This window comes from Streptomyces azureus, assembly GCF_001270025.1.
GTDB lineage: Bacteria > Actinomycetota > Actinomycetes > Streptomycetales > Streptomycetaceae > Streptomyces > Streptomyces azureus.
Window position 1 is genome coordinate 21,490 of record NZ_DF968372.1, and the last position, 13,561, is coordinate 35,050.

At 72.0% G+C, this 13,561-nt stretch carries 9 protein-coding genes and 1 pseudogene; 6 read left to right on the top strand and 4 right to left on the bottom strand.

Going from position 1 to position 13,561, the window contains the following annotated elements; all coding sequences use genetic code 11:
- Nucleotides 1-20: 20 nt before the first annotated feature.
- Together AOQ53_RS30680 and AOQ53_RS30685 are read right to left on the bottom strand one after the other, a co-directional pair.
- A complete protein-coding gene (locus AOQ53_RS30680; RefSeq protein WP_059422209.1) occupies nt 21-884 on the bottom strand; it encodes an SMP-30/gluconolactonase/LRE family protein in 864 nt (287 codons plus the stop codon).
- Nucleotides 881-1,654, bottom strand: a complete 774-nt coding sequence (locus AOQ53_RS30685) for an IclR family transcriptional regulator (RefSeq protein ID WP_059422210.1) — start codon at nt 1,652-1,654, stop codon at nt 881-883. The genes AOQ53_RS30680 and AOQ53_RS30685 overlap by 4 nt, the downstream gene beginning before the upstream one ends.
- Nucleotides 1,655-1,893: 239 nt before the next feature.
- Here AOQ53_RS30685 and AOQ53_RS30690 point away from each other — a divergent pair, with 239 nt between their 5' ends.
- The gene (locus tag AOQ53_RS30690; protein WP_174523374.1) at nt 1,894-3,906 is read left to right on the top strand and encodes a TerD family protein; all 2,013 of its coding nucleotides are present in this window, start codon (nt 1,894-1,896) and stop codon (nt 3,904-3,906) included.
- A 41-nt stretch (nt 3,907-3,947) separates the two neighbouring features.
- On the opposite strand, the gene AOQ53_RS30695 is transcribed toward AOQ53_RS30690, so the two are convergent.
- Nucleotides 3,948-5,192 (bottom strand): PucR family transcriptional regulator, encoded by a 1,245-nt coding sequence (locus AOQ53_RS30695; RefSeq protein WP_059422212.1) that lies wholly within the window; start codon nt 5,190-5,192, stop codon nt 3,948-3,950.
- A gap of 2 nt (nt 5,193-5,194) precedes the next feature.
- Nucleotides 5,195-5,347 (bottom strand): hypothetical protein, encoded by a 153-nt coding sequence (locus tag AOQ53_RS44955; RefSeq protein ID WP_010042314.1) that lies wholly within the window; start codon nt 5,345-5,347, stop codon nt 5,195-5,197.
- Between the two features lie 214 nt (nt 5,348-5,561).
- Between AOQ53_RS44955 and AOQ53_RS30700 the strand changes: the two genes are divergently transcribed.
- From AOQ53_RS30700 to AOQ53_RS30720, 5 genes and pseudogenes are all read left to right on the top strand, one after another.
- Nucleotides 5,562-6,557: a DUF3068 domain-containing protein gene (locus tag AOQ53_RS30700; RefSeq protein WP_059422214.1), complete on the top strand. Its 996-nt coding sequence runs from the start codon at nt 5,562-5,564 to the stop codon at nt 6,555-6,557.
- A gap of 207 nt (nt 6,558-6,764) precedes the next feature.
- A complete protein-coding gene (locus AOQ53_RS30705) occupies nt 6,765-7,955 on the top strand; it encodes a glycosyltransferase family 4 protein (RefSeq protein ID WP_059422215.1) in 1,191 nt (396 codons plus the stop codon).
- Nucleotides 7,955-8,737, top strand: coding sequence for a class I SAM-dependent methyltransferase (locus AOQ53_RS30710; protein ID WP_408055205.1), 783 nt, complete (start codon nt 7,955-7,957; stop codon nt 8,735-8,737). Before AOQ53_RS30705 ends, AOQ53_RS30710 begins: the two co-directional genes overlap by 1 nt.
- Entirely contained in the window at nt 8,734-12,909 is a 4,176-nt protein-coding gene (locus AOQ53_RS30715) for an alpha-(1->3)-arabinofuranosyltransferase (protein ID WP_059422217.1), read from the top strand. The genes AOQ53_RS30710 and AOQ53_RS30715 overlap by 4 nt, the downstream gene beginning before the upstream one ends.
- Nucleotides 12,906-13,561 (top strand): annotated as a pseudogene (locus AOQ53_RS30720) (condensation protein); the annotation flags it as partial. The gene AOQ53_RS30715 and the pseudogene AOQ53_RS30720, both read left to right, overlap by 4 nt.

Genomic DNA, 13,561 nt, shown 5'->3' on the forward strand with positions numbered 1-13,561 from the left:
CCCAACGTAACGAAGCACCACTAGCCGGCAAAAGCGGGTTGCGCCAGTCCCTTCCCGGCCCCCGGCACCACGAACACCGACCCCGCCAACGCGGGCGGATCCGTCAGCCCCGTCCGAGCCGTCGTGATGTACAGGTCACTCAGCCCACTCCCACCGAACGCACAGGCCGTAACCAGCGGCACCGGCAACTCGATCACCCGATCCAGCTGCCCCTCCGGCGTGTACCGGCGCACCGCCGCCCCCTGCCACAGCGCCACCCACACACAACCGTCGGCGTCCACGGTCAGCCCGTCGGGGAACCCCGCGCCGTCCTCGATCACGGCGAGGGTCCGCCGCCCGGACAGCCGCCCGTCCGCGTGGTCGAACACGTCGACCCGCCGGGTCGGAGAGTCGACGTAGTACATGAGCCGGCCGTCGGGACTCCACCCCGTGCCGTTGCTCACCGCCACGTCGTCGAGGACGACCTCCACCGAGCCGTCACCGGTGATCCGGGACAGCGTGCCGCCCCCGGGTGCCTCGTCGTAGCGCATCGTGCCGGCCCACAGCGAGCCGTCCGGCGCGACGGCGGCGTCGTTGGCGCGGCGGCCGGGCACGGGCTCGTGGTGCAGCCAGCGAAACCCGCCGTGGGAGTCACCGTCGGGGTCGAGGAGGCCGACCCCGTCGCGCAGGTTCAGCACGAGCCCCCCACCGGCGCGCGGCTTGACGGCCCCCACGTGCTGTTCCGTCCGGCGGACCGTGCGGCGCCCGGTGGCCGGGTCGTACGTGTGCACCCGGCAGCCGAGGATGTCGATCCAGAGGAGTCGCCCGGCCGCCGCGTCCCAGGCCGGCCCCTCGCCGAGTTCGGCCTCGGCCCGTACGGCGACCTCGAACGGTGTCGTCGTCATGCCACGCTCCGGTGACCGAGGTGCTCGGACAGCTCGGCGGCGCCCTTCGCGGCGAGCTGTTCCAGCTCGGCGCGGCGCTCCTCGCTCCAGCGGATCATGGGCACGGAGATCGACAGGGCGGCGACGACCTGGCCGGTGCGGTCGCGGACCGGTGCGGCCACGCAGCTCACGTCCGGGTTGGACTCGCGGTTCTCCACGGCGGTGCCCCGCTCACGGATCTCGGCCAGGGTCTCGCGCAGGGCGGCCGGGTCGGTGATGCTGTTGGGGGTCATCGCGACCAGCTCGGCGTCGTCGGGGAACCGCGCGGCGAGCTCGTGCTCGGGAAGGGAGGCCAGCAGCATCTTGCCGACGGAGGTGCAGTGGGCGGGCAGCCTGCGCCCGGCCGCCGACACCATCCGCACGGCGTGCGTGGAGTCGACCTTGGCGATGTAGATGACGTCCGTGTCCTCGAGGATCGCCACGTGCACCGTCTCGTCGCAGGTCTCGGCGACGGACCGGGCGACCTGCTGCCCCTCGGCGGCGAGGTCGAGCTGCTCGGCATAGCGGGCGCCGAGCTGGTACGGACGCACACCGAGCCGGTAGCGTCCGGGCTGGCCGGGCACGGGGACGATGTACTTCCGGGCGGCGAGCGTGGTCACCAGCTCGTGCACGGTCGTGCGCGGCAGCTGGAGCTTGCGCACGATGTCGGGGGCGGAGAGCGTCCCGTCCCCGTCGAGAAAGAGCTCGAGAATGTCGAGAGCCCGGGTCACGGCTGGTACGAGGCGTCCCACGACCGGCCCCCTCCCTATATGTCTCAGGCGCCTGTGTTCGCGATATCAACGTTCGAGATATCAACAGGCGATCGGCATGACGAACACAGGCTAGCCATAGAGGTTTGCCCGGGCAATGGGCAGAGGACCGGCGGGCGGAAACCCACGAGCACGCCACAAGCACGTTCAGTGCACATTAAAGTGCCCTGTGTGCGACACGTCACAGGTGTCGCAAGGGTGGGGGGATCTCTGTGCGCGATATGACCATGGGCTCGAACGTGTCTCTGACGGCCCTGAGCGAGAACACCGAATCCGCGATCGTCAGTCTGGGCTGGTCCAGCCCGACCGGTGAGGGCGACGCCGACGTGTCCGTCCTGCTGCTGAACGCGGACGGCAAGGTACGCAGCGACGCCGACTTCTACTTCTACAACAACCCGGTGGCCGCCGACGGCAGCGTGCAGCTCCTCGGCAAGGAGCCGACGGGAGACGGCAGCGAGGACCGGATCAGCTTCGACCTGACCGCGGTCCCGGCCGACGTGGAGCGGATCGTCGTGGCCGCGAGCCGGTACGAGGGGGCGCGCTTCGGCGAGCTGAACGACCTGAAGGTGACGCTGGCGGACGCGGGCGGCGAAAGCCTCCTCCGGTTCGTCATCGAGGACGCCGGCCCGGTGAGCGCGATCATCTTCGGTGAGCTGTACCGGCGCGGTCAGGAGTGGAAGTTCCGGGCCGTCGGGCAGGGGTACGAGAGCGGGCTGGCGGGGCTGGCGACGGACTTCGGCGTCGACATCGAGGACGACGAAGCGGAGTCCGCGGCGGCCGTCTCGGAGGAACCATCCGCCGTCGTCCCTCCCGACGCCGAGCCGCGGACGACGCTGGAGGCCGTGCCGGCACCGCGCCCGCCGGCCGACGAGGAAGCCGCCCCGAAGAAGCGGACGACCCGGCCCCGGACCGCGAAGAAGAAGGTCACGCCGCCCAGGGCGCCCGTGAAGAGCCTGGCGGAGAACGAGTCCTGGAAGCAGGCCCGGCTCTTTCCGGTGTCGGCGCTCAAGAGCGACCGGGACCGGGAGATGCGCTCCACCTCCGTGCTGTTGTCGGTGATGGCCCAGGTGCCTCGGTTCGGCAGGCGGATCACCGCTCCTTTCGGCGCGCCGTCCGGCCGTATGGAGACCTTCACCGAGGTGTCCCTGCCGCACGGCGACACACCTCGGCGCCCCGACGGAGTGATCCGCGTGGAGCGCGCCGGGAAGCTGTGGACGGCGCTCGTGGAGACCAAGACCAACGGCAATCCCCTGAAGTCCGATCAGGTGCAGGCCTACATGGACATCGCGGCCCGCCGCGGCTACGAGGCCGTGATCACGCTGTCGAACGACGTCGCGCTGGAGGGCAGCCCGCTGGTCGACGTGAAGATCGACCGGCGGCGCAAGCACCAGGTGGCTCTCTGGCACCTGTCGTGGGCCGAAGTGGCCCATCAGGCCCAGATGTTGATCCGTCACGAGGGTGTCGGGAACGCGGCGCGCACCTGGCTGCTCCAGGACCTTCTGCACTACCTCCAGCACGAGAACTCCGGCTGTCACGGGTTCCAGAACATGGGCTCGGCCTGGGTGCCGGTCCGCAACGGCATCAGTGACGAGACGCTCTGCCAGGGCGACCCCCGCGCCCTGGAGGTCGTCGAGAGCTGGGAGCGGCTCATCCGCCAGGTGTGCCTGCGGCTCGGCGGTGAGCTCGGGCAGAAGGTGCTGCCCGCCCAGCGCACCAGGCGCGGGATCGATCCCGGGGCCCGCCGCGCCCGCCTGGCCGACCAGTTGTGTGTGGAGGGCAGGCTCCAGGCGGAGCTGCGGGTCGAGGGCGCGCCCGGCCTGCTCACCGTCAGCGCGGATCTGCGGACCGCCAAGCTGCGTACGTCCGTGGAGATCCCGGCACCCCAGCAGGGCTACCCCCTGACCTGGGCCAAGCGTCTGGTCCGCCGCCTCGCCGAGGCGCCGGCTGATCTGCACGTCGAGACGCTGGTGGAGGGCGAGACCGGCGGCCCCCGGGGCACACTGGAGCGGCTGCGGCCCGAACCGGCGGACCTGCTCCCGAAGGACAGCGCCACCCGCATCACCGGTTTCCGCCTGTCCCTCTTCAAGGGCATGGGCAGCGGGCGCGGCAACGCCGAGTCCGGCTTCATCCGCAGCGTCGACGACGCCGTGCACCGGTTCTACACCTCGGTGGTGACCCATCTGGACGCTCCGGCATCCGGGCGGGCCACGGCGAAGGAGCGGGCCGCGGTGTGACACCGGAGCGGCGGTGATCATCGCCGGGTGCGCAGCCCGGCTCACCGCCGCGGACGCACCGCCCCCAACTCCCCCCGCAGCCGCTGCGCCCGCAGCACCAGCTCCAGTTCGAAGCGCCGGTCGGGGTCGTCGATCTCGTCGCCCCACAGTTCGCGGATCTGGCGGAGGCGGTAGCGGACGGTCTGGGGGTGGACGCCGAGCCGGGCCGCGACCTCCGGTGCTCCGCCCCGGGTCTCCAGCCAGGCCAGGAGGGTTTCCGCGAGGCGGCGGCCGTGGGTGGGGCCGCAGTGGGTGAGGGGGGCCAGGCATCTGAGGGCCAGGTCGTCGATCAGCTCCTCGGGCTGGAGGAGGACCAGCGCCTCGGTGTGCTCGGTGCAGTAGAGGACCTCGTCCGAGGGGAGCAGGTCCCGTTCCATGAGGCGTACGGCGGCCTCGGCCCAGCGCAGCGACTTCGCCGCGTCGGCGAGCGGGACGGGCGGGCCGATCGCCCCTGACCAGCCGGCCAGGGCCCGGTGCAGGAGTTCGGGGCGTCCTGCCGCGTCCGGCTCGGGCACGACCATGCGGGGTTGCTCGTACTCCATGTCGAGCAGCACCCCCTGGCCGACCGCGGGGGCCATGGCCTCCCGGGCGGGGCGCAGCAGGACGCCGACCGCGACCTTCTCCGGCAGGGGCCAGCCGATCCGGGCGGCGCGTTCGGTGAAGGCCTCGGTGGGGTCGCCGCGGTGGTGCTCGGCCAGCAGGAGTTCCATCAGGCGGCGCTGGAGGCGCAGGCGTTCGCCGGCCTGGCGGGCCGCGGCCTCGGCGTAGCCGCGTACGGACTGGTCGACCAGGCCGTCCAGGTACTCGTAGCCCGCGTCGACCAGTTCGTACATCGCCGGGGGCGGGATCTCCACGCGCTGGCCGATGTCGGCGAAACGGCGCCAGGCCAGGCGTACGCCCATGCGGTAGATGGCCTGGAGGGAGTCGAGCGAGCGGCCGTTGAGGCCCTCGCCGCGGCCGAAGTCCTGGAAGACACCGGGCGGGACGGTCGGCCGCCCCTCCGAGTTCTCCAGGTGCTGCACGAAGACCTCGATGGCGCGGCGGATGCCGACCAGGGCCATGGGCTCGCCGGAGTCGTCGAGGACGACGGGCAGATGCGGGTACTCGCGCTGTATCTCGCAGAGGATCTCCTCGGCGAGCGCGGGTGCCTCGGCCATGGCGATCGCCGCGAACCGGCGCACCTGGAAGCGCGGTACGTCGTGCCATGCCGAGCGCGTGGTGACGGTTCCGGTGCGGGCGGCCGTCACCGTCAACTCCCCTGCCCGGCCTGCTCGTACGTGATCAGGGGGGTGTTCGGCTGGTCGGGTGTGGCTTCGAGCAGCGCGACGACGCCCAGCGCGGCGCCCACGGCAAGGGCGGCGGCGAGCGCGACGGTCAGCGCGGCAGCGAGCAGTCTCGACATCGCAGGGTCAGCCTCTCTGTCCGGATTCGTCCGGAGATTGTCCGGAGGTTGCCCCACCCCGGCACCCCGTCCCTGCCTGTCGCGCCCAGTCTCGACAAGCATTGACACTCCGTCAAGAGCGGCCTACGGTTCCCGGCCCAGCCGCACGCGCACATCTCGCCGCCGTGCCGGCCCCCTCGTACGTCGAGCCGTCCCAAGCCACTGGAGTGCCCGGATGCGCCGTACAACCTCTCCTTTTTCCCTGATCCTGCTGGGTCTCGGCACGTTCCTGCTGGTGCTGGCGCCACTGCTCGCCTGGTACGTGCAGCCGCGTGCAGCGGTGAACCCGACAGACATCGACACGACCGCCGTCTACACCGGCCGGGGCAGCGTCTTCGACACTGACCGGATCGAGACGGTGCCCGACCGGAAGATCACGGTGACCCAGCGGGTGCGGGGCAACGTCGAGGACAGCGAACGCAGCGGCAACGCCGTCTGGGACGTGACGACCACGGTCGACACCGACAAATCGCTGCCGGCCGCCGACCCGCACGACGCGCTGGACTTCACGCCGCACCGCTGGGTGATGGACCGGAAGACCAACCGGCCCGTGCACTGCTGCGGGGAGAAGCCGTACATCGAGGGCGAGGCCTATCTGAAGTTCCCCTTCGACGTGCAGAAACGCTCGTACCAGTGGTGGGACAACACCCTCGGCGACACGGTCGTGCTGCGCTACCGGGGCGCCGAGAAGGTCCAGGGCTACACGGGCTACAAGTTCACCGGTTCCGTGCCGCCGACGAGGACCGGCACGCGGATGGTGCCCGGCAGCCTCGTCGACCAGCCGGAGCGGCCGCAGGTGCTGGCCGAGGAGTGGTACTCCAACCACGGCTTCGAGCTGGTCGTCGACCAGGCCACCGGCCGGGTGATCTATGCGCAGACCGGGCCCAAGCGGACCCTGCGGGCGCCGGGCGGGAAGAAGGACGCGGCGGTGCTGCTGGACAGCCGGAAGCTCTCGTTCACGACCGGGACCCAGAAGGAGGCCGTGCGGCAGGCGAAGCGGGACCGCGGTCAACTGCGTCTGGTGGGCACGACGTTGCCGCTCGGGGCCGGTGTGGCGGGGGTGCTGCTCGCGGCGGTGGGTGGCGTTCTGGTGACGCGTGGGCGGAAGGAGCCGGAGCAGCCCGCTCCGTCCGATACGTCCAGTACGCCCCAGCCCACCCTCACGATGTGATGTGACGTCAGCTCTAACAAAGCCCGAAATTGTCACGCCGGTGAGTAGCCGTGGAGAACGTCCGGGCGAAAACTGTCCAACCCCACCCGAGCACAACCCGTCCACACTCCCCTCCCAGGAAGGGCTCAGGCCCCCCCACAGCAAGATCCCCAGAGCCAGACCTGCCCCCACGCTGAGTTCCGCACCCCGAGACGAGTTGGAGCACCCATGCCCCAGCACGTGCCGTCCCAGCTGCGCGCCGCGTCCCCCAGCGCGCCGCAGCACCTTCCGGCGCTTCCCCCACATCCGCGCCGGATCGTCTTCCTAGCCCATCGTGATCTGGACAATCCGTCCGCCGGCGGCTCCGAGCTGCTGGTCGACAAGCTCGCCGACGGCCTGACCCGGCTCGGCCACCAGGTGACCCTGCTGTGCGGGGGCCCTGCGTCCCCCAAGCTCTCGGCTTCGCTCGAGCAGGGAGGTGCCCCCATCCGGGACTACCGGGTCGTGTCGGCGGGCGGCCCGTACGGGCACTATCTGCGCGCCCGGTCGGCCTTCGCCCGCCAGGTCGGTGACTGCGATCTGCTGGTCGAGGTGTGCAACGGCATGCCGTACCTGGCGCCGCTGTGGCACTCCGGGCCCACGCTGTGCCTGGTCAACCACGTCCATACCGACCTGTGGAAGATGCGCTTCGGCGGGCCGCTGGCGCCGGCCGCGCGGATCGGCCGAAGACTCGAACACTGGGCCCTGACCGGAGCGCAGCAGCGGAGTCTGCTGGTCGCGGTCTCCTCCTCCACCGCCCACGCGCTGCGCGCGATCGGCGTCGAGCGGGACCGTATCCGGGTCGTGCACAACGGCGTCGAGGAGCCGGCGCCGCGGGCCGAGCGCTCCCCCGAGCCGTTGTTCGTCGCCGTCGGCCGGCTTGTCGAGTACAAGCGGATCGATCTGCTGCTGCGGTTGTGGGAGCGGGTGCGGCCGGTCACCGGCGGGCGGCTCGTCATCGTCGGGGACGGACCCGAGCGAGCAAGACTGGAACAACTCGCCGGACCCGGTGTGGAGTTCACCGGCTATGTCTCGGAGGCCGAGAAGCATCGGCTGCTGTGCGCGGCCTGGTTGTTGCTGCATCCCTCCGCCGTGGAGGGGTGGGGTCTGGTCGTGACGGAGGCAGCGGCGCGGGAGACGCCGACCGTGGCCTTCGATGTGCCGGGGCTCAAGGACTCCGTGGTGGACGGTGAGACCGGAGTTCTCGCGCGCGGCGAGTCCTCGTTCGCCGCCGCGTGGTGCGCGCTCGGCCTGTCCGGGTCGCGGCGGGAGTTGATGGGCAAGGCGGCCCGGGAGCGGGCGGCGCAGTTCCGGTGGGACCGGACTGTGCGGCAGTTCCGGGCGGTGGCCGCGGAGGCGGTGAGGGGCTGGGCCCCGTGATACCGCTCAAGCGCCCACGCGGCGGAGCCACACATGTCACAGCCCCGCGCGCCTATGGAAACGACCCCTCCTTACGACGATCTCTTGCCCTGTTCCGCGCCTTTCTCCATGAACAGGACGATCCCGAGAGCTGCTACTCGCTGCTCGCCCGGGACGCCGTCGACCAAGTCGAGTCCTACGACGGGCCCGTCGCCGGGCGTACTGTCCTGGACGTGGGCGGCGGCAGCGGTTACTTCACCGAAGAGTTCCGGCGACGCGGGGCTCAGGCCTACCTGTTCGAGCCGGACATGGCCGAGATGGGCGAGAAACCGCCCGACTCGACCGTCGTCGCCGACGGATACCTGCTGCCCCTCCGGGACGGCGTCGCGGACGTCACGTTCTCCTCCAACGTGCTGGAGCATGTGGCCGACCCCGAGACGTTCCTGAGTGAGCTGGCCCGGGTGACGCGGCCCGGCGGGCTGATCTACGTGTCGTTCACCAACTGGCTGTCGCCGTGGGGCGGGCACGAGTGGGCCCCGTGGCACTACTTCGGTGCCGAGCGGGCCCGGGCCCGCTATCTGCGGCGGACCGGCAGGCCCGCCAAGCACACGCTCGGCGAGAACCTCTTCGCGGTGCACATCGGATCCACCCTGCGGCAGGTGCGTGCCCGGGACGACGTCACGGTCGTCTCGGCGCGCTCCCGCTACTGGCCGTTCCTCGCGGAGGCCGTCGTCAAGGCGCCCGGCATCCGTGAGTTCGCCACCTGGAACCTCCTCCTCATCCTGCGGCGGTGCCCTACATGACAACCACGGTCCAGGCTCCTCCACCGGCAGCCGTCCCCACCACCGCGACCGCGGCGGGTCCCCCCGAGGGCCCGCGGTCGCGGCGCTGGCTGCTGGGTTTCTGGGCCGTGGTGTTCGTGCTGTTCCTGGCGGTGCGGCCGGGACGGCAGACGTTCGACACCAAGCTCGGTGTGACGGTCGACCCGGGTCAGTTCCTCGCCGACCTGGGGCAGTTGTGGCACGACCGGGCCGGGTTCGGCGGGATCCAGGACCAGTACGTCGGCTATCTGTGGCCGATGCTGCCGTTCTACTGGCTGTGCGACCTCGTACAACTGCCGGTGTGGCTGGCGGAGCGGCTGTGGATGTCGCTGATCGTGTCCGTCGCCTTCTGGGGCGCGCTGCGGCTGGCCGAGCGGCTGCGGGTGGGCAGTGGCGCCTCCCGGCTGCTGGGGGCCGTGGCGTACGCGCTGTGGCCGGTGTTCACCACCGTCATCGGGTCGACGTCGGCAGCCGCGCTGCCCGGCGCGTTCCTGCCGTGGGTGCTGCTGCCGCTGACGAACGAGCGGTACGCCGCCCGGGTCGCGGCCCTGCGGTCGGCGCTGCTGGTGCCGTTCATGGGCGGCGTGAACGCCTCGGCGACGCTGGCGTCCCTGCTGCCGGTCGGGCTGTACCTGCTGTCCCGGCCGTCCGGGCCGCGGCAGCGCAAGCTGATCGCCTGGTGGGCTCCGGCCGTGATCGTCGTGACGGCCTGGTGGTGGGTGCCGCTGCTGCTGCTCGGGATCTACGGCGAGAACTTCCTCCCCTATATAGAGACTTCGCAGACGACGACGGACACCATGGCGGCGACCGAGGCGCTGCGCGGTGCCGGGAACTGGGTCGCCTATCTGCACTTCGGTGAGGCGTGGCTGCCCGCGGGGTGGGCCGTGGCCTCGTCGGTCGCCGTGATCGTGTGCTCGGCCCTGGCAGCCGGGCTCGGTCTGGCCGGGCTCGCCCGGCGGGACATGCCCGAGCGACGGTGGCTCGTGCTGACGGTGCTCGTGGCGGCGCTGGTGCTGCTCGCCGGGTACGGCGGGGCGTTCGGGGCGCCGTTCCACGGGGTCGTGCAGGGCTGGCTGGACGGCTGGCTGTCGCCGTTCCGCAACATCTACAAGTTCCAGACGGGCCTGGCGCTGGCGTTCGTGCTGGGCCTGGCGCATCTGGTGGGTGTGGCCGCCGAGCCGCGCGGGGCCCGCCCGGTGCGCGGCCGGCGCTTCGCCCCGCTGGTCGCGGCGGTGCTGATCCTGCCGGGGCTGCTGTGGCCGTACCTCAACGGCTCGATCCTCAACCCGGGTTCCTTCCAGAAACTCCCCGCCTACTGGCAGGCCACGGCCGACTGGCTGGAGAAGTACTCGCCCGACTCACGCGCCCTGGTCGTCCCGGCGACCGCGCACGGCGTCTACACCTGGGGCTCGCCCATCGACCAGCCGCTCGACGTGCTCGCCGAGTCGCGGTGGGCCCAGCGCGACTACGTACCGTTCGGCACGCCCGGCAACCGGCGCGCGATGGACGCCGTCGAGCAGGCACTGCTGTCCGGCGCCGAAGTCCCGGGCCTCGCCGACTACTTGAGCCGGGCAGGGCTGTACTACGTCGTCGTACGCAACGATCTCGACCCCGACCAGATCGGCTACGTGCCGACCTCGACCGTCAAGCGCACCCTCGAACAGTCGGGGTACGAGCGGGTGACGGGGCTGGGGCCGGTGATGACCGGCGGCCGGATCGCGCAGGACGCCCCGCTCCAGGTCGAGGGACTGTACCCGCGGCAGCGGGCGGTGGAGATCTACCGGCCGGCCGGCCAGGACGTGCTCCGGCCCGGGCAGGCGGGACTCATGCCCGTCTCCGACACGGCCGTGGTGTCCGGAGGCCCGGAGGCGCTGCTGCCGCTGGCGTCGCGACTGCGCGGGCGGGCGACCGTCCTGACCGGTGACCACCACCCGGGGCTCGGCACCCCGGCGGTGCAGGTGGTGGGCGACGGGATGCGGCGCGCCGACACCCGGTTCGGCGTGGTCAACGCCGGTACGTCGTACACGTACACGCGCGACGAGCGCAACGCGCCAGGCGCCCAGCAGGACCCGGGCGAGAAGCCGCGCCAGATCCTGCCGACCGAGGGCGCCGACCACCAGACGGTGGCCGAACTGCGCGGCGCCCGCTCGGTGACGGCCTCCTCGTACGGCAACTGGCTGTTCCACCTGCCGCAGTTCGACCCGGTGAACGCCTTCGACGGCAACCCGGACACCGCGTGGGCGGAGGGCTCGCCGGACACGCCGGACGGGCAGTGGCTGCGCATCGGCTTCACCGGCTCCTACGACATGCCGTCCTCCTTCAAGGTCACGCCGCTGCCGCAGGAGAGCGTGCGGGCGGCGGCGACGAAGGTGCGGGTGGAGACGGAGAAGGGCGAGCGGACGAGCTTCCTCCGCCCGAACGGCACGGCGCAGAGCGTCAAGGCGCCCGAGGGCGGCACGCGGTGGATGAAGCTGACGATCGTGGACTCGGTGGAGCGCCGGGCCGGGCTCACGGGCGCGGGCTTCTCCGAGATCGACCTGCCGGACGTGCAGGTCACCCGGCTGCTGCGGCTCCCGACGGACGCGGACGACGCGACCGCGGACGCCACGGTCGTCTCCCTGCACCGGGCCTCCGATCCGACCGGCCTCTCCGCGACCGGCACCGAGGCCGGCCTGCACCGCCGCTTCACGACACCGGCCGCCGGGACGTACGAGGTCACGGCGAGCGCGGTGCCGGTGCCGGGCGAGGAACTCGACCGGCTGCTGTACGAGGTCGCGCCGGAGCAGCAGTCCCGGATCGTCGCCACCGCCGACTCCACGGCGAGCCTCGGCGCGGGCCTCGCGGCACGCAACCTCACCGACGGCGACCTGACGACGGCGTGGATCGCGGGCGACCGGCCGACGATCCACCTGAGCTGGGAGGGAAAGCAGCCGGTCGGCGAACTGGTCCTGGCCCCCGCCGGCGGCCTGTCCACCCGCGCCTCCCAGGTGCACATCAGCTCCCCGGACGGCGCGACGATCGCCGGCGTCGACGAGAACGGCTGGGTCCGCTTCCCGCCGATCACCACGAACCGGCTCGACATCACGATCACCGAGACGGCCCCGCTGACCCTGCACAACCCGGTCGCCGACGAGAAGCTGCGCCTCCCGGTGGGCCTCACGGAGGCGTACATCCCCTCCCTCGACCAGTACCGCACCCCGCAGCCGGACGGCACCCGCAAGTTCTCCCTGCCGTGCGGCAAGGGCCCCGACGTGGCGCTGGACGGCGAGCTGTACCAGACGGGCGCGAAGGGCACGGTGCGGGACCTGGTGGAGCGGCGGGGCGTGGAGGTGACGCTCTGCCAGGAGGGCCGGGGCGACACCGAGGTGCAGCTGTCCTCGGGTGACCACCGTCTGGAGGGCGGCGACGCGAGCCCGCTCGCGCTCACGGACGTGACCCTGACCCGCGGGACGGTCCCGAAGGCCGCCGTGGCCGGGCGTGACCTGCGGGTCCGGGACTGGCTGGGCGACCGGCGCGAGGTGACGGTCGGCTCGGGCGCGGCCTCGTACCTGACGACGTACGAGAACTACAACGACGGCTGGAAGGCCACCCTGAACGGCAAGGAGCTCACCCCGCTGCGGCTGGACGGCTGGCAGCAGGGCTGGCGGATTCCGGCCGGAGCCGGCGGCACGGTCAAGCTGTCCTACGGACCGGCCACCACGTACGACGCCGGGCTGATCGGCAGCGGCGTCGGCATCGCGGTGCTGCTGGGCCTGGCCCTCTGGCGTCGCCGCGCCCCCAACCCCGACGCACCGCAGCCGGCCCCGCCGCTGCCCGGCCTGTGGCTCGGCACGGTGGCGCTGACGCTGGTCGGAGCGGTGATCGCGGGGTGGCTCGCGCTGCTGGTCCCGGCGCTGGCGTTGCTCGCGGCCAGGCGGCACGCGCTGCTGGTGCCGATCGCGTTCATCGCGCTGGCGGGAGCGGGCATCGCTGCCGCGTTCGGGGCCGGGGAGCCGGTGGGCGCGGGCGAGGGAGCGTTCGGCCGTACGGCCCAACTGCTGGCCTTGATCGGCCTGTTCGCCGGCTTGGTGAGTCTGCGCGAAGGGCCCTCCTCGGAGGCACCGACCCAGCAGTTGCCCAGGACCACGGACACGGGGAAGGGCGAGCCCGCATGACGGCACCGGTACGCATCCCGTTCCCGGTGGTGGACGAGGTGTCCCGGCACTGCCTCCAGGAGCAGGAACCGGAGACAGTCCACATCGAGGTCCACCTCCCCGGCCCCGTCGACCAGACCCGCCTGCGCAAGGCCTTCACGGAGGCCCTGCACCGGCATCCGCGGATCCTGATGCGGGAGGCACGGGGGCCGTGGTACCGGCGGCGCTACGAGTGGGAGCTGACGCCGGAGCCCGACGTGGAGGTGGTGGCCTTCGCCCCACCGGGGCCGCGGGCGCTGCAGGACGCCAGGACCCGGGCACTGACGCAGGCGCCACCGCTGTCGGTGTCCCCGCCGATACGGCTCGAAGTGGTGGACTCGGTCCTCTTCCTCACCATCAACCACACCGCCCTCGACGGCCCGGCCTGCCTCCGCATCCTGGCCACGGCCGCCGAACTCTACGGAGGCAGGGACAACGCACCCGCGGCACCCCCGGTCCGCCCCGCAGAGCCCCGGCAAGAACCCTCGGACACCCCGACCACCTGGTCACCCCCCGCACGGGTGGCGCCAGGCACCCCCGACCCCTCCCCCGGCAACGGCATTCTCGTCACCGAGCTCCCCCTCCCCCACCGCCCCAAGGGCTCCCCCTACACCGTCAACGACCAGCTCATGGT